Source organism: Methanobrevibacter sp., assembly GCF_036307625.1.
In the GTDB taxonomy this organism is placed as follows: domain Archaea; phylum Methanobacteriota; class Methanobacteria; order Methanobacteriales; family Methanobacteriaceae; genus Methanocatella.
Genome location: NZ_JAXJXF010000034.1, coordinates 1 through 19065 on the forward strand (window position 1 = coordinate 1; position 19065 = coordinate 19065).

Consider the following 19065-nt stretch of genomic DNA (forward strand, 5'->3'; position numbering starts at 1 on the left):
ACGATAAAGTAGATTCTGCAAGACTGGCGTATACCTTGGATGAAGTTCGTGAAATATCCGATGAAGGATTCACTCCCATTTTTGTCGTTTCCGAATTTTTAAGAAAAGAGGACCCCTTCGAATGCAGCTGGGATGTGACTTCAGATTCGATTTCGGCATATGTTGCCCACCTCCTAAATGCAAACCTTTTAATAGTAACAAATGTAAATGGTATATATACCCAAGAACCGAAGGAGCCAGGTTCAACATTCATAAGTAAAATCGATGCAACAACATTACTAACTTTTCAAGAGTCGTCGATTGATGTAATGTTACCGTCTCTTTTATTAGAGTTTGGGACTAATTGTTATGTTGTGAATGGGAAGTGCCCTGAAAGGGTTTTATCTTTAATAGATGATAATATAAATGATTATAACTTCGATTACACACAAATAATAGGTGAATAAAATGAAAACTTTAGAATGTATTTCATGTAAACAAGAAATTCCATTAACCGGACCATTTGTCGAATTCGAATGTCCGATTTGTGGAGCAAAAATAGCAAGATGTGAAAAATGCCGTACCTTTGGTCACGCTTACAAATGTGAATGTGGATTTGAAGGACCATAAGTTTTAAAATGGAGGAATTAGAATGGGTGAAGTATTAACAACAATGAAAATTATGCCAGATAGTCCTGAAATAGACTTAGAAACTATTAAAGCTACTATTAAAGATTCCATGCCAGAAGGTGCTGAAATTCACGAAATTTCAGAAGAACCTATTGCATTCGGTTTAGTAGCAATCGTTTTCAAATTCATCACTGATGATGGTGAAGGCGGATCTGAACCGGTTGAAGAAATGGTTTCAGGTATTGAAGGCGTTGCCAGTATTGAAATTACTGGTGTCGGAAGATTAATGTAAGATTGATTTTCTGTAGGGGAAAGATTAAAAAATCGATTTTTTTCCCATAATTTCTTATTTTAGATATTATAAAAATGTATTTTTGGGTTATTAAGATTAATAACTCTCATTACTCTATTTTTTTGGATAATTTATGTTATCTCGATTTTGGTGTATATAATTTATAATTTATAGAATAGATATATGTAGAATAATAAATAATCTAGGTAATTTTCATGAAATTTAATAAAATTATTTTATGCTCAGTTATATTGATTGTTTTATTGTTTTCAGTCACTGCAATATCTGCAGCCGATTTAAACTGTACTGGTGATATTGGTGATGTTTTAAAAGATGGCGGTGATATTAAATCATTTTATGATTTAAATGGTGATATTGCCACTGAAAATTCAAGTTTTAATATGCAATCAGATTATACATTTGATAATCAAACTGATATGAATTATACCAATGGAATTAGAATAGTTAAGGCTGATTTTACAATCAACGGAAATAATCATGCAATTGACTGTTCTAATCAGGCAAGAGCATTTAGGGTTGTTGGAAATAATGTGGAAATAAAGAATTTGGTTATAAAAAATGCTTATTGTGGATCTGGTTCTGCAATTATAACCTACTCAAAGCTGACACTTAATAACGTAACTTTTATAAACTGTTCAGGTAAGGACTCTTCTAATATGGGGGCTGTTGTTTCATCCAAGGCAACTCTAAACGTTAAAAACTGTAAATTCATTGATAACTGCGGTAATGAAGGCGCCTCAATCACAGCATCATTGAGTCGTGTTACTGTTGACAATTCAACATTCATCAGCAGCTCCGATAAAATCATTAAGGGTCAAATTTACTTATCCAATTCAAATTTAACTGTTTTGAACTCTAATTTTTTAAACACTACCTCCAAATATGCAACTGCAATATTTGCTACAGAAAAGGGAAAAGTTTCAATTTCCAACTCCAAATTTACAAACTTATTTGCAAATAAAACTGCAGGAGCTATTGCAACCAAAAGTTTAATAGATCTTACTGTGAAAGAATCTGAATTTGAAAATGTTAAATCAGATAAGAATGGTGGGGCAATTTTTGTTGATGTCAATGGAGACAGTGGTAAACATCAAAAAGCAACTATTCTGATTAATTCTGCTAAATTTACTAATTGTTCTTCCGAATTTGGTGGGGCTATTCTTCAATTGGGTGGATCCTTAATCATTAAAAACTCTGATTTTGTTAAAAATTCCGTAGAGTATGACGGTGGTGCAATTTATACCAGTTATGCTAATGTGAACATTTTAAATTCAACTTTCAAATCCAATATGGCCAAGAATAATTTATCTTATGGTGGTGCAGGATATTTCGATAAGGGAACAGTAATTATTAGGCAAAGCACTTTTGAGAACAATCTGGCTTTTGAGGTATCTACAATTTCTGCATATGATACTAAACTGACTTTGGAAAATAATTACTTCAACAATCCTTCTAATGTTACAAGCATATACACAGTATATGGAAAAGTAAGCGGTAAAGGAAATGCTTTCAATAGTGATAAAAGATCATTCGGCAATACCGATAATTTCTATAACTTTGAAAATACTGCAAATCCTTTTATAATATATAACAATACTATCGTTGGTCCGTTACCTGAAAAATTTGATTTGAGGGACTACGGATGGGTTTCACCTGTCAAAAACCAAGGATTTATGGGAGCCTGCTGGGCATTTGGTAATGTGGCAGCATTGGAGTCTGCATTAATGAGATATGCAAACGTAACCTATTTGTTGTCTGAAAACAATGTCCAAAATTCAATGCTTCAATATTCAAAATACGGACAGTTGGATATGGATGAAGGTGGAACTCCTTTTGCCCCTATTGCTTATTTGGTTGACTGGATGGGAATTTTCCCTGGTGAATATGACAGTTATGATGAGCTCGGTAAGATTTCTCCATTGCTTATCACCCCAGATGACATTCACATTCAAAATGTGGTTGTTGTTCCTGCAAGAAAGAATTCTGCGGACAATAATTTAATTAAGAATGCACTTCTTAAATACGGTGCTTTGGCAGTCAGTCACAATGCTGATTTTGATGAAGATACTTATTTCAATAAATCAAGCTCTGCACAGTATTATTATGGTAAGCCAATATCAACTCATAGAGTTTGTGTTGTGGGATGGGACGATAATTATTCCAGAAATAATTTCCTAAAACCTGCTCCCGGCGATGGTGCATGGATTGTTAAAAACAGCTGGGGGTCCAATTGGGCTGACGGAGGATATTTCTATGTTTCATATTATGATAAATCATTTGCTATGGACAAGGAAAGTGTTGGATATATAATTAATAACGATTCCTACAATAGGATGTATCAGATTGATGTTGGTGGCGAAATAAAATTAGTCAATACTTATAATTATTATTCTAATGTGTTCACCGCTGATGAAAATGAATTGATTGCGGCAGTTGGAACCTATTTCGATAAAACTGGCAGGGATTATGTATTTACAATATCTGTAAATGGTGTTGATGTTTATTCCCAAAAGGGCGCAAGTGAATTTGGAGGATATTCAACAATCAAATTAAACAAGTATATCCAAATCAAAAAAGGAGATGTTTTCCAGATAACATTCAAAAATAAGCTGCCTGTTCTCTTTGATCTTAGAATTCATACTAAAAAAGGCACTTCTTTAGTAAGTAAAGATGGTAGTGAGTGGATAGATTTAGCAAACACTAATAACGTAGCTATTTTAAAAGCTTACACTATTTCCGATTTAAACATTACTGGAAATTTGGTGAAATACTATAAGAATGACACTCCATTTGTTGCAAAAGTCGGTGCCGGTGAAGAGGTTGTTTTCACATTCAACGGTAAAAAGTCAAGGGTCATTGCTGATGAAAATGGAATTGCTAAACTCAATATCAACAGCAATCCTGGAAAGTACAGCATCACAACAACTTACAATGGAACTTCAATCGTTAATTACGTCATTATAAAAAACACTGTTGTTGATTCCAATGTCAAAAGGACTTATAATGCTAATTGCAATTATAAAGTGAGGATTTTGGATTCTGCCGGAAAGCCTGTAAAAAATGTTAAGGTTGCAGTTTCTGTCAATGGAAAATCTAAGAATTACAAAACTGACAATTCAGGATACATAACAGTTAAATTTACCAAATTGACCAAGGCACAAAAAATCATAGTCAAGAATCCAAAAACCGGTGAGAGCAGAACAACTAAAATACTGGTTTACTCAAGGTTTTCAGATGAGAAAAATGTTGCAATGTATTACTTTGACGGATCCAAGTTTAAAGCTACAATACTTGGCGACAATGCCAAACCTGTCGGCAAAAATAAGGTAGTAGTCATTAAGATTAACAAGAAAACCTACAAGGTCAAAACCAATGCCAAAGGAGCAATTGCCTTTAAAATACCTAATACTATAAAACCGGGTTCCTATAAGTTGACTGCATCATACAAGGGAGAAACTATCAAGAAAACTGTTAAGGTAAAGCAAAATCTTAAATCCAAGAAGTATTCCGTTAAAAAGTCTTCCAAAAAGCTAGTTGTCAAGGCAACTCTCAAGAATGGTAAAAAGGCAGTCAGCGGCAAAAAGATAACATTGAATCTTAATGGTATAAAAATCGCTAAGAAAACCAATAAAAAAGGAATAGCTCAATTCACCATTAAGAAAAGTGTTATAAATAAGCTTAGTGTAGGTAAAAAATATACTATGAAATTTACCTACCTTAAAAATACAATAAAAACAACTTTAACTGTCAAACGTTAGGGTTTCAATCCCTGACATTTTTTTTAATTTTTTGGTTAATCAAAATATTTATATATTAGTTTATACTACTTGTTATATAACACGTGACATATTATAACACGTGCTATATAATATGTTCCAAATTTTTAGGTTTGCCTAAAAAATACCGAAACATTTATATACTATCATTTACTATGTAATACATAGTGATGTGAATTTAGGTACACCTAAATTTTAGGCGTATTAAAACATTACTCCCAAAACATATTATTTATATAATCAGTCAAATAATATGCAATCTCCAAAATAAGTTAAATATTAAATTAGCTTTTCACAATTTTCTAATTTAATATTGTATTGGAAAATTTCTTCTGCCAAAAATTTTCCAGTAAAGTCTTTGGTGTTTAAATCTCCTCAAAACAATTAAACACCAAAATTATCTCTTTTTTTGTTAATATTTTTCGAGTTTTCTTTTTAATGTGGATTTTTTCAAATTCTTAAATTTTAGGTTCTAATTTTTTAATTGTTATTCCCATCATCATAACGACCAGTGGGAAAAATAATGAATAGACCAATATCAATAAATTTCCAGAAATAACATCTCCCATTACTGTGGATCCGGCCATGAGCATTATTAAAATGATGACAGGCGCTAAAATGGCTATGAATGTGTAAATCAGAATAAATGAGTTCAGTTTTTGGGAATATTCCTTTAGCTTTATTTGGGTTTCAAAGGAAATGTCTTTTGCAATGATGTCCAGGCTGTTTGCCAGATTGCCGCCAACTCTTAAAGTCCCGATTATCTGGTGGATAGTCCTGCTTAGGCCCTCCGAGTTGACTCTATGCGACATTTCCTGCAATGACTCTTCGGTTTGTTTTCCAAACTTTATTTCTTCAAGAACACGTGTAAATTCCTTTGACAGGGATCCGTAATTTGAATTTTTGATTGTCAGCATGGTATCATGCAATCCCTTTCCGGATTTCAGTTCTATGCTCATATGTCTTAATGCATAGGGAAGTTCCTGGTTCAAATCGGAGTAGCTGTTTTTCTCTTTAATCTGAGGATAATAAATCAGGAATGTGTAGGTCATTGTGACTAGGACCAAATAGATTCCTCCAATTTCAAAACTGGTGAAATATGTTATCAAAACCAAAAATGCAATCAGAAGAATTATGATTTTTTTGTTAAGGAAGTATTTGATCAGTTTATTTCTGATTATATAGATTTTATCTTCATTCTTTTTTGGATTTTCATTTTTGCTTTCAAAATTTATTCTGGAAAACATTTTCAAATCCAGCTTGTTTTCATCTTCTTTTTTGATTTTTATGTCTTTTAGGGAAATGCCTTTTATGGAGTTCACCACAAAGAGGAATATTCCTCCCAGTGCAACAAAGAATTTTTTAAAAATAATATCACCCGTTTAGAAGGATTCTGTTTAGAACTTTTTGAGGATTGGCATAATACATCTCTAGAATGGTATTGACTTCATTTTCACGATGGATATTTTGATTTACCATATGTTTAAGCAATAACTCTCTGTTTTCAATCTCCTTATTGATTTCATACAGTGATTTTCCGCTTAAGTTAGCAATTTGGGTCAATGTTTTGCTTGAAATGCTCACGTTTTCAATGCTGTCGGTTTCAGGATTCCATTCAAAAATCTTATTCAGCTGGATTACTCCTTCCTCTGAGCCGACTATCTCTGCAACCTCGCTGATTCTTCTGTAGGAAACTCCGGATGGTGTGTAAATTCTTTTTTGCATTATAATGAAATCAATTGCCTGAATCATTATCTTTGGAACGGACATGGGATTTGTTGTCAGTCTTGTAATTGTTTCTCGTGCACTGTTTGAATGGAGTGTTCCGAATCCTGAATGGCCTGTGTTTAATGCGGTAAATAATGTGATTGCCTCTTCGCCTCTCACCTCTCCAACGATTATTCTGTCGGGACGCTGTCTTAAGGAATTTTTAACAAGGTCGTTCATGGTCAACTCCCCTTTGTTTTCAACATTTGACGGTCGGGTTTCCATTCTGATGACGTGTTCATGGGGTATTTGAAGTTCCAGTGTATCTTCTATGGTTATTATTCTTTCTTTTGGATTGATGAATGATGCTAATGCGTTTAATGTGGTTGTTTTTCCGGAACTTGTCCCTCCGGATATTATTGCATTGGCTGACCTGACTCCGAGTCCGTCAAAACACAGCCATAAAAATGCCGCCAGTTCCAGTGACAGGGTCCTTGAATTTATCAAATCGATGATGGTCAGTGGGTCTTTTTTAAATTTACGGATTGTAAGTGACGGGCCGTCTGCAGATACTGGAGGAATTGTGGCGTTGATTCTAGACCCGTCACTCAGTCTTCCATCCAGAATTGGTGATTCCTTATCGATTCGTCTGTTGATTTGCCTTGCCATAGAATCTATTAAGTCGGTTAGTTCCTGTTCGTCATCATAATAGATGTTTGTTTTCATCATTCCATGTTTTCTGTGATATACATAAACGGGTTTATTTATGCCGATTATCATGATTTCTTCAAGTTCATCATCCTGAATCAATGAGTCGATTTTACCATATCCAATTATGTCCCTGAGTAGCTTGCGAGATAAGTTGTCTAAATATTCATTTGGGACTCTTTTATTTTGATTTTCTCCGGCGAACCTATTGAATAAAAATGCCTTGATGTCATTTAATAGCTTGTCCTCGTTCGGCTGAAAATTTTCGCCGGATGATATAGCTAAATCAACCAAGTTTTCACGAATTTCGTTTAAAAGAATTTTTTCTTCAGTTGTGTAATTTTGTTTTAAAACGTCATATTGGGGCATAACTACATTATTGCTTAAATTTTCTTTTGTTTCCATTTTTAAAACCTGCTGAGTCTTTTTTCTATATTCTTAAAATTAGTATTACTAATTAATAAACTTTTATTACTTTGCAAATCATAATTACTGACTTAAAACAATACTTTAAATATAATTCAATTGTGGGTGCAATCATGTTTGACAAGAAAGATTTGGATGAGAAAATTAATGCCCTTCATGAATGTGGGGAATGCAGAGATATTCAGATAAAAAAATTTTCACCGATTTGTGACTATGAGGACTTTGAAAGTCTCGATGATGACTTTAAAAGATGTTCCTGTGGAAAAAGACCGATTGATGTTGTGATGGCACATATTTTAAAAATAATGGTGGAAGAGGATATAGTTCCTGAAACTGCTACATTAAGGCGCAACTCCCCAGTTCCGTTGTCCAATTTCTACTACAGCAGTCTGAATCCTCAATTTCTCAATAAAAACAGTTTGATACTGCTGCATCCTGATTTCAATGATGAAGTAACATCAAGATTGATGGGGGAAGTTTCTGAAGTGGCATGTGTTTTAAAGGGAAGTCCTCAAAATACCGTTGGAATGCTTGATAAGAATTCAAAGATAAATCATTTTGAAATTCTTGACGGGGACGATACTCAGATAAATGTCATGAGAACACTGCTTGATGAAAAGATAATCATTGTTAAAAACCAGTCCAGACACCATATTGAAGTGGCCGTCACCACAGAACAAAAGCTGGTTCAGCTGCATAACTATTTGAATAATAATGGAATTAAAAAAGGCATAGCTGTCGATGCAATGTGTGGTTTGGGAGCATTGGGAATCTATCTGCTGAAATATGGCTTTGAAAAGGTAATATTCAATGACATAAATCCTGAAATGATTGACCAGCTTAAAGTCAATTTGCAAATAAATGAAATCGCTGATAACTTTGAAATTTTCAATGAATCTTTTGAGGATTTAAAAATCGATAATGTTGATTTGTGCATAATTGATGCGTTTCCAGGTGCAGATATTTCAGATATTACTGAAAAGGCCGAAAAAAAAGCCGATAATGTGTTGATTATCTAAGAAGTTTTTAAAATTTAGATATTGTTTTATGTACATGTGAAACGGAAAAAATAGATAATTTGGATTAAAAGTAATGATTTAATTCAGAAAAAATAAAAAAAGGTGTAGATGCGGTTGCATCTACTTAATAATTATTTTAGTTTTCTTGGTTACTTTTTTGTAGTATTTGTTGCCATTGTATGTAACTGCCGCCGTAAATTTACCTTTTTTGGTTAGTTTGGTAATTTTGAATGTTGCTTTACCTTTGGAGTTGGTTTTTGCAGCATATGTCTTACCTTTAACTTTTAAATACACTTTAGTATTTTTCATGGCTTGTTTTTTGTTGTTTTTTAAGGTTATTGCATATTTTTTGGTTTTTGTTTTTACCTTGAAGCTTTTTGATTTGGCTCCTATTTTTGGGGTTGCTTTTTTAACAACAACTACATCAGCGGTCTTGGATCCAACATAATGGCTATTTCCTTTAAACTTAATTTTAGCAACATAAGTTTTTGGAACTAGCTTTTGAACAGGTATGTTAATTTGGCCTTTTTCATTGGTGATGTAATCTTTAACACCTCCCAAATCAACAGATACAAAAATATTTTGTATAGGATTGCCGTCACCATCTTTTAGGGAAATAATTAACTTCTTATTGACATTATAAGTTGTTGTAACGTTATTTGCAGTTAATTTGCTCGCAATTTTATTAACAACAACTGCAGTTTCTACAGTGGAACTCTTATGATATTTGTCATCAATACTGATTTTGGCAATGTAGCTTCCGGGAGTGATGTTGTTGGAGTGTATTGTTATTTGACCTTTTTCATCGGTTGTGTATTTTTTGACACTATCCAATTCAACAGATACTGTTGCATTTGCTATAGGATTGTCATCACTGTCTGTTAATTTAATAATTAAATCTTCATTAATTCCATATGTTGTTGCAACTGAATTTGCAGTCAATTTGGATTCAATTTTATTAATGACAACTGAAGTTTCTATAACGGATGCAATATAGTATTCTGCCTTAAAACTGATTTTAGCAACGTATTTGCCGGGAGTCATGTTTTGGATTGGTATTATTATTTGGCCGGTTTCATCGGTAGTGTAGTTTTTGATACCGTCCAAGTCAACAGATACTGAAGCATTTATAATAGGAACACAATCACTATCTTTTAGGGTAATAAACAAATTTTTATTGATGCCATAATCGGTTTCAACTGCATCTGCTGTTAATGTAGTTTCACTTTTTTCAATGCTGATATAAATTTCATTGCTTGAACCTGTATAATAATCATTTTCGCTAAATTCAATCATGACAGTATGGTTGCCGGGAGTCAAGCCATAAGTAGATAATATTATTTCACCGTCTTCATCTGTTGTGTAATTTTCAACACTGTCCAAGTCAACAGATAATGTAGCGTTTGTTATAGGATGTCCATCAATATCTTTTAAGTAAACAATAGAAAATAGGCCACTGTTATAAGTTGTTTCAACTGAACTTGCTATTATTTGTGTAGTTGTCTTTTTAACTTCAACTATTGTTTTCATATCGCATCCAAAGCAATAATCATCTTCGCCAAAGTGGATTTTTGCAATGTATGTGCCTGGTGCAAGTTTGCTTGTTGAAACGTTAATTTGACCATTATTGTCTGTAGTGTAGTTTTTAACACCATTCAAGTCAACAGATACCTGAACATCGTTTATAGGATTTCCAAGATTATCTTTTAAGATGACGATTAAATCATTGTTTTCACCATATTTTGTTGACACGTTATTGGCGGTTAATTGGGTTGTACACTTGACGACTGTTAATTTTGCAGTGGCATTGGATTCGGAATAAATTTCATTTCCACCAAAAGCAACATCGACAGGATAAGTTCCAGGAGCAAAATCTGCAGTGGATACATTAATTTGACCTTTTGAATCAGTGGTGTACTTCTTAGTTCCATTTAAATTAACTGATAATTTGACGTTTTTCAAAGGATTTCCCAAGTCATCATTTATGGAAATTATCATTGTTTTATCATTTTCATAAATGTTGAATTTAATTTGACCATTCTCATCAGTTGTGAATTCTTTAGTTCCATTCAAATCAATCACAATTGAAACATTGCCTGCAGGATTGCCGTCATCATCATTCATAATGATTACATAATCCTTAGCAAAAATATATTCTTTTGTTAATGAATCCACATTTATACTGGTGCCTATTTTATTGATGACAAGTGTTGTGACAGTTTTTGATTCTTTATATAAATCATTTCCTTTAAATGAGACATTCACATCATATGTGTCCGGAGTTAAGTCTTCATGAGATATTTTGATTTGACCATTTTTATCTGTAGTGTACTTTTTACTTCCGCCGTCTAAATCAACAACTATTGAAGCTTCACGGATAGGATTGTCATAGCCATCAGTTAAAGTTATTGTGAGTTGTTTACCATCATTATATGTTGCAATCATTGTGTTTGCAATTAATTTGGTGAAGTCCTTTTGAATTATAACCTTGCCTGTTGATTTTGAGTTGTGATAAAACTCATTACCTTCAAATACAACATCAATAACATAAGTGTCCGGAATTAATCCTTTAGGAGATATCTCAATTTGACCTTGTTTATCAGTTGTATAATTTTTAGTCCCGTTTAAATCAGCAGACAATGTAATATTTTTTATAGGCTTGTTTTTATTGTCATATAAACTAATTATGATTACATCATTGGAATTATAGGTTGTTACCAATGTGTTTGGTATTAACATTACAGTCTGTTTATCAATGAAAATGGTGTTGATGTTAATTACTCGATTATAGTTCATATTGTCAAAAGTGGCTTTTGCAGTGTATGTGCCAGGTTTTAAATCTTTAATTGATATATTGATTTGACCGTTGTCATCAGTGGTATAATCCTTAACAATATTCAAATCAACATTTACTGTGACATTACAAATTGGATTATTAAAGTCATCTCTTAAAGTAATTACATAACTTTCATCTTCCCCATAAGTTGTGGAAATATCATTGGTAATCATGTTGACGGCTGAATAGAAGGTAATATTCATAGAATAGACCTCTACTTCCGGTATATCCACAGCCCCAATTTCAATATGGTATTTACCAGACCTAGTCAAATTAACCATCCAATCATAAGAGGATAATGTATAAAATGTTTTATCATAATTATTAGGGCCAGTAGCATGAACATAAAGTTCATAACAGTTATAATTTTTTTGATCTACAGACAACATTATTGTTAAATTGTCTCTTTTATTAAACTCTGTTTTACCTTCAGAGTCTACAGTTATGTGTCCAACAGGTATTTCTGTTTCATAATCATAATAACTACTAGTTCCTGCTGGCACTTTACAAAGAACTCTTTTAGATTTAGCAGATATTGATCCTTGTTGCTTTGCGTCGTTGCCGACGAAAGTACAATTTTCAGCATAACCTCCGTGTATTGCACCTCCAGAGCCTTTTGCATAATTTCTCTCAAAGTAAGAATGATAAACATTCATGTCGAATGTTGCACCACCTCCGTCATCCAAAGTGTCATCATCAAGGGCTTCATTACATTTGAAAGTACAATATTGGGCTTTGCAGTTTTCTCCTCCAGCATGCATTGCACCACCATTATCTGCAGAATTTTCTTCAAAAGTACAATTCACAGCATTTCCCTTATAAATTGCACCGCCACAATCTGATGCATGATTTCCAGTGAAAATACAGTTTTCTACATCACCAACATGAATTGCTCCTCCGTCATCAGAAGAACTACAATTTATAAAAACACAATTTTTTGCATCAAGGTAACGACCTGCACCGCCACCATCTGCGGAATTGGCAATGAATGTACAATTTTCAGCATAACCACTGTGCATTGCACCTCCGTGGTATGCTTTATTTCCTGTAAAATTACAGTTATAAGCATTACCATAACGGATTGCACCACCATCTTCGCCGTCTCCATCTAAAATATTTCTTTCAAAAGTACAATTGGTTGCATCTCCTTTATAAATTGCACCTCCCTCTCCGGTTGCGGAGTTTTCAGTAAAATTACAGTTCACAGCAGAAGTATAATAAATCGCTCCTCCACAATCAGCAGCATGATTTTTAATAAATATACAATATTCAGCATAGGAATATGATAATGCACCACCGTCACCGTCATCGTGTGCATAATTTGTATCGAATGTACAGTAGTAAGCAGCACCCCCAAACATTGCACCACCATCACCATCATCATCATCGGTTTCTCTAACAACATTTTTTACAAACATACAATTTGTAGCTATTCCATTGTATATTCCTCCTCCTCTAAACGCTTCATTTCCTTTGAAATTACAGTCTGTTGCATTACCGTTGTATATTCCTCCACCATTATGGTTAACCTGATTTCCAGTGAAATTACAGTTCACTGCATTACCATTTGAAATAGCGGCACCATGATTGTCTGCTTTATTGTTTTCAAAAGTACATCCAACTGCATTACCTCCGTACATTGCAGCACCCTGGTCTTTAGCACCATTACCTGTGAAAATACAGTTTAAAGCATCACCAGTATGCATTCCTCCGCCGGCTTGACCTGCATAATTGTTGTCTGTAAAAGTACAGTCTGTTGCATTACCGTTGTATATTCCTCCACCACGATATTCAGCACAGTTTCCGGAGAAGGTACAGCCTTCTGCATTGACATTGTATATTGCTCCACCATCACCATTTGCATAATTTTTGTTAAAAGTACAGCCAATTGCTGTAGCGCTTCCACTAATGGCTCCACCGTTTCCTTCAGCATGACCATTGGTAAAAATGATATTTTTAAATACGACGCCAGTGCTTGTAACATTGAAAATTCTTGAAGTTTTGCTTGCATCGATTGTAAATCCGTTACCTTCAATGGTTATTTCTTTGGAGATTAAAATTCCATCTTTGTTAAATCCGTCATCATAGGTATAATTATTTTCTAGTGTTATTGTTGAACTTGCATTTGCATTGTCAATTTTTCTTTGCAAGTCTGAAAATGTGCCTCCGTCAAGATCAATAAGAGTGTCATCCTCAATTTGCCCTATTGCTTGAGTTTCCCCAATGCTGATGGCATCATTTGATTCTTCTAGGCTAATGACCTCTGTAGCATTATCGGATGCACTTACTACAGAAAGTGTTAATAAGCTTAAAAGAAATATTGAAAGCATTAAATATTTTTTATTAAACATTGTTTTATTCCTCACTTATCTTATTTTAATTTTAACCTTTTTAGCTACTTTATTGTAGTATGCACTTCCTTTGTATGTAACTACAGCTGTAAATTTACCTTTTTTGGTTAGTTTGGTAATTTTGAATGTTGCTTTTCCTTTGGAGTTGGTTTTTGCAACATATGTTTTACCGTTAACTTTCAAATACACTTTGGTATTTTTTATTGCTTTATTTTTATTGGTTTTTAAAATTACGCTGTATTTTTTGGTTTTTGTTTTTACCTTGTAAGTTTTTGCCTTTGCTGTTAGTTTAGGGGTTGCCTTTTTAACAACAATCACTCCGTAGGAATCAGATTCGATATGATTATTGTCTCCGCCATAACTAATTTTAGCAACATAGGTCTTTGGAGTCAGCTTTTGAACAGGTATCTTTATTTGACCATTCTCATCGGTGGTGTAATTTTTAATACCTTTCAAATTAACAGATACTGAAGCGTTCACTATAGGTTGGTTTGCATTGTCTTTTAATGAAATAACTAGATATTTATCATCATTATATGCTGCAGTAGCAGTATTGGCAGTTAATTTGCTTGTTGCTTTTTCAACAATGATTGCTGTTTCTGCACTTGAACCCTCGTAACTGTCATTTCCATCAAACTTGATTTTAGCAGTGTAATTGGTTAGAGCTAAATTTGTGATTGGGATTTTAATCTGACCGTTTTTATTAGTAGTGTAATTTTTAATTCCATTTAAGTCAACAGATACTGAAGCATTTATAATAGGGTTATCTGCATAGTCTTTTAATGTGATAACTAAGTTTTTATTAACATTATAAGTTGTTATGACAGTATTGGCAGTTAATTTAGTGGTAATCTTTTTAACTGTGACTGTTGTTTCTGTGTTTGAATCAGTATAACTGTCATTTCCATCAAATTTGATTTTAATATCATATGTGTCTGGAGTCAAATTTTGGAGGGGTATTTTAATATGGCCGTTTTTATTAGTAGTGTAATTTTTAATTCCATTTAAGTCAACAGATACTGAAGCATTTATTACAGGATTGTCGGCATGATCTTTTAATGTGATAACTAAATTTTCAGCCATGCCATATGTTGTTGTGACAGAATCTGCAGTTAAGATGGTTGTCTTTTTAACAATTACCTTTGTTTCTAAGCTGGAACCAGTATAATTTTCATTTTCCTCAAAAATGATTTTGACATCAAAACTCTTTGAATCATTATGGGTTGATATTTCAATTTGACCTTCTGAATCTGTAATGTAATTTTTAATTCCATTTAAGTTGACAGATACGGATGCTTCACCTACCGGATTGTCTTTACAGTCCATTAAAGTAATTATCAAACTTGCACCATCATTTGAGGATTCAACACTTAATTTGGTGGTTGCTTTCTTAATAATTACTGCTGTTTCTGCACTTGTGCCGGTATAATAATAGTTTTCATTAAATTTGATTTTTGCAATGTAATTGCCAGGGATTAAATTGCGTGTTGAAATGTTAACTTGTCCATTTTTATCAGTAGTGTAATTTTTAACACCTCTCAAATCAACGGATATCTGAACGCCACTTATAGGTTTTTCCTCACTATTTGTTAATGTAATAATAAGATTTTTATCCTCATTGAAAATAGTTGTGATGGAATTTGCAGTTAGTGTAGTGGATTGCTTGTTTACAATTATTTTGCTGGTTGCATTTGATTTTGAGTAGAATTCATTTCCATTAAATGTTACATTTGCAAAATATGTATAAGGCACTACATTTTTAATATCTATTATAATTTGACCGTTGTCATCAGTGGTAAAATTCTTAATGCCGTTTATATCAGTAGATACTGAAGTGCCGCTTATAGGATTTCCCTGATCATCCATTATGCTTATTTCCCATCCTTCTCCAACATTTGTTGAAAATATGATTTTACCATTTTCATCTGTAGTATTTTTACTTACGGATAAAGCAAATTGAACTGTTTCGCCAGCAATAGGATTTCCCACATTGTCAATTAACTTGATTATAAATTTTTCACCACTGTTATAATCAGTTGATACTGAGTTTATGATTAATTTAGAATTGCCCTTATTTACAACAACTTCTGCAGTGGCATTTGATTCGGAATAAATTTCATTTCCTCCAAACATGATTTTTGCTTGGTATTCATTTGGAGCCAAACCTTTTGTATTCACTTTAATTCTACCGTTTTTATCAGTAGTATAATTTTTAGTTTTATTTAAATTAACAGACATAGTAGTATTACTTAATGGATTTCCATTGGCATCAAACAAATAAATTACCAAATCATCGTCAATATTATAGAAGGTTACCACAGGATTTGCTGTCAATCTGGTGCTAATTTTATTGACAACGGCTTTTGCAGTGGTGGTAGACCCTTCGTAAAAATCATTTTCCTTAAATGTAACCTGATACTCATATGTACCTGGAGCTAAACCGTCAGTAGATATTTTAATCTTACCATGATTGTCTGTTTTATATTCTTCAGTTCCGTTCAAATCAACAGATAATTTAGTGTTATTTAATGTATTGCCTTTGTTGTCTATTAATGTAATTTCTAAATATTGTGTGACATTATATGTTGTTATTAAATTATTCGGAATCAGTTTAGTTATGCCCTTATTTATTATAAGAGTTATGGTTTTGTTTAATCCTGTGTAGTGGTCTGTACCATTATAATTTATATTTATTAAATAAGTATCTGGATTTAAATCATCTATAGGTATGGTGATTTGACCGTTGTCATCAGTGGTTATATTTGTTATTTTACCATTCATTTCATAGGATATTGGAATATTGGCCATAGGTCTGTTTATATTGTCCACTGCCCGGATTGTGAGGTTATCGTCATAATTATACCCTGTAATGAAATTATTTCCTGAGATTAAAACATCACTATATACATCAAATTTTCCTGTGTACTGTTTAATTTCGGGATATCCATTAACAGATATGACATAGTCACGACTTTCAACAAAAGGAATGGTCCACTCTGATCCAGTTGAACTATGAAACTCTTCTTCATCTCCATTCTTTTTAATAGTGCTGATTAGAACATCATAACCGTCATATTTTTGACCATCGTATTCCATTTCAAAGGCAATTTTACCTCCGAGACTGGTATTAGTATCGCCAGCCATGGTAAAAGACGGAACAATAATATTTGTGTCCTTAGACTCCGAACCGTCTTTCATCAAACATAGGAACCTTGAACCTTCTAACATATCATCGCTTATGAAAGTACAAAACTTTGCATCAACCTGATATGTTGCACTACTCTCACTTTTAATTGCTTCGTTATCTTCAAAAGTACAATTTATGGCAATACCTAAATACATTGCACCTCCATGTCCATTAGCACGATTATCAGTAAAATAACAGTTTATTGCTGTACAATATCCGTTAATAGCCCCGCCACGTGTATTTGAACCTCCATCCTTTTCCTGAACATTTCCTCGTTTAAATGTAATATTTTTAAATACAACCTTCGAATCATCTGAAACCTTAAATATACGTGACTTATAATGTCCATCAAGTGTATGTCCTTGACCGTCAATAGTTATATCTTTTTTAATTTTTATTCCATCCTCATCATAGTCATCATTAATATAATCCCTATCAAGAACTATTGTTGAACCTGACTCTGCACTATCAATTAACTTTGCCAAATCACCAAAGGAATTGTTACCTTCCTTCAGCACGTCATAATTTTCTGTTTTTTCAATTACTTGTGTTTTTTCAACACTTATCTCTTTATCATTTGCATCTTCCAAACCAACAACGTCCGTCGTGGCGTTATCAGTAGCACTTACTGCTGAAAGAGTAAATAATATTAAAATAAGCATGATAAATATCATGTTTTTTTTACTGAACATTACTATTTTGCCTCCATTAATGATTATATGTTTGGATGACATATATTATAAGCATTTATAAAACTATTCAATTGATAAAAAATTAGTTGAACAATTAAATATGAAAAATGTGCTATTGGGATATTGACTCCATAATATTGTCTGGTTCTTTACTTGGTGGGGTTAATCTGTTGGTTTACACTGAATGTGTGAAAATCCTTGAAAAAAGCTAAATTGAAAAATAGTGGGTAATTATTAAAAAAATAAAAGAAGTTGCAGATGCAGATTTGCATCTACTTAACAATAATTTTTTGTTTTACAGCTTTTGCATTGTAATATTTGTTTCCTGCAAACTTAACGACGGCGGTGTATTTACCAGTTTTGGTCAGCTTGGTTATTTTGAATGTTGCAATGCCTTTTTTGTTGGTTTTTGCAGAGTAGGTTTTCTTGTTGACTTTAAGTGTAACTTTAACACCTTTCATAGCTTTCTTTAGATTGGTTTTTAAGGCAATGCTGTATTTTTTGGTTTTGACTGTACGTTTGAATGTTTTCTTTTTGGCGGTTATTTTTGGTGTTGCCTTCTTGACTGTGACTTTAACAGTATTCTTGGATGTTTTTTCATAGTTGGTATTGCCTTTGAATGTTATTTTTGCAGTATAAGTCTTAGGAATTAAACCTTTAGTAGGCACTTTTATTTGTCCGTTTTTGTCGGTCTTGTATGTTTTTGCATCTTTCAGCTGGACTGTTATATTAACGCCATTTAGTGCATTGCCTTTGGAGTCTTTTAATGTAATGACAAGGTTTTTGTTTACATTGTATACTGTGGCAATAGATTTTCCACTTAAAGCTGTTTTGAGTTTGTTGACAGTAATGCTGGCTGTTTTTGTAACCGGATTGTAATTGTCTTCAGCAATTGTGGTAACTTGCAATGTGTATTTGCCTGCATTCAATTTGGATATTGTTATGTTGGTGCCGTTGACAGTTACTTTGGCTTGGTATTGGTTTAGCACTGTAGCTTTGACTCCGGTGGCTCCTGTGAATGTTACTGCTGTGGATCCGATAGTGTTGTAATCAAATGTAACGTTATTGACTGTTAATGTTGAATTTAGTTTCCTGACAGTTATTGTAGCGTTTTCGGTGACTGCATTGTAGTTTTCCTCAGGTATTGTTGTTACTGTTAAAGTGTAGCTGCCGGCATTCAATACTGGAATTTCTATTGTGTATCCGTCAACTTTGGCATCTTTACCATCTAGTTTTGCGGTAATTCCTTTAGTGCCTGTTGTATCTGCAGTGATGTTTAGGGAATTTCCGTAATCTAATGTTTGGTCGTCAATGTTTATGGTTGAGTTGATTATGTTTACTGTGATTTTTATGGTTTTGTTGCTTTTTTCGTAGTTTTTATTTCCGTCGAATGTGATTGTGATGTTTGCTGTGCCTGCTGAAAGTGCGGTGATGTTTCCGT

The 19065-nt window shown here is 33.2% G+C and carries 10 protein-coding genes; 5 read left to right on the top strand and 5 right to left on the bottom strand.

Annotation, left to right across the window (positions count from 1 at the left end; translation table 11 throughout):
- The 4 genes from UIB65_RS02400 to UIB65_RS02415 form a co-directional block, all read left to right on the top strand.
- Positions 1–446, top strand: a 446-nt coding sequence (locus UIB65_RS02400) for a delta 1-pyrroline-5-carboxylate synthetase (RefSeq protein ID WP_330039537.1), incomplete at its 5' end; no start/stop codon positions are given.
- Position 447: 1 nt separating this feature from the next.
- Positions 448–609, top strand: coding sequence for a zinc finger domain-containing protein (locus tag UIB65_RS02405; RefSeq protein ID WP_330039538.1), 162 nt, complete (start codon positions 448–450; stop codon positions 607–609).
- Positions 610–631: 22 nt separating this feature from the next.
- Positions 632–901 (top strand): elongation factor 1-beta, encoded by a 270-nt coding sequence (locus tag UIB65_RS02410; RefSeq protein WP_330039539.1) that lies wholly within the window; start codon positions 632–634, stop codon positions 899–901.
- Between the two features lie 215 nt (positions 902–1116).
- Positions 1117–4680 carry a C1 family peptidase gene (locus UIB65_RS02415; RefSeq protein ID WP_330039540.1) on the top strand — a complete coding sequence of 1188 codons (3564 nt, stop codon included), beginning with the start codon at positions 1117–1119 and terminating at the stop codon, positions 4678–4680.
- A 476-nt stretch (positions 4681–5156) separates the two neighbouring features.
- On the opposite strand, the gene UIB65_RS02420 is transcribed toward UIB65_RS02415, so the two are convergent.
- Both UIB65_RS02420 and UIB65_RS02425 read right to left on the bottom strand, forming a co-directional pair.
- Positions 5157–6023 carry a type II secretion system F family protein gene (locus UIB65_RS02420; protein ID WP_330039541.1) on the bottom strand — a complete coding sequence of 289 codons (867 nt, stop codon included), beginning with the start codon at positions 6021–6023 and terminating at the stop codon, positions 5157–5159.
- 49 nt (positions 6024–6072) lie between these two features.
- Complete coding sequence (locus tag UIB65_RS02425; RefSeq protein ID WP_330039542.1) at positions 6073–7518, bottom strand: CpaF family protein; 1446 nt, start codon at positions 7516–7518, stop codon at positions 6073–6075.
- Between the two features lie 134 nt (positions 7519–7652).
- Here UIB65_RS02425 and UIB65_RS02430 point away from each other — a divergent pair, with 134 nt between their 5' ends.
- A complete protein-coding gene (locus UIB65_RS02430) occupies positions 7653–8558 on the top strand; it encodes an SAM-dependent methyltransferase (RefSeq protein WP_330039543.1) in 906 nt (301 codons plus the stop codon).
- A 120-nt stretch (positions 8559–8678) separates the two neighbouring features.
- Here UIB65_RS02430 and UIB65_RS02435 read toward each other — a convergent pair whose 3' ends face one another.
- From UIB65_RS02435 to UIB65_RS02445, 3 genes are all read right to left on the bottom strand, one after another.
- Entirely contained in the window at positions 8679–13745 is a 5067-nt protein-coding gene (locus UIB65_RS02435; RefSeq protein ID WP_330039544.1) for a right-handed parallel beta-helix repeat-containing protein, read from the bottom strand.
- A 15-nt stretch (positions 13746–13760) separates the two neighbouring features.
- Positions 13761–17624 (bottom strand): hypothetical protein, encoded by a 3864-nt coding sequence (locus UIB65_RS02440; RefSeq protein WP_330039545.1) that lies wholly within the window; start codon positions 17622–17624, stop codon positions 13761–13763.
- Between the two features lie 272 nt (positions 17625–17896).
- Positions 17897–19065, bottom strand: a 1169-nt coding sequence (locus UIB65_RS02445) for a hypothetical protein (RefSeq protein ID WP_330039546.1), incomplete at its 5' end; no start/stop codon positions are given.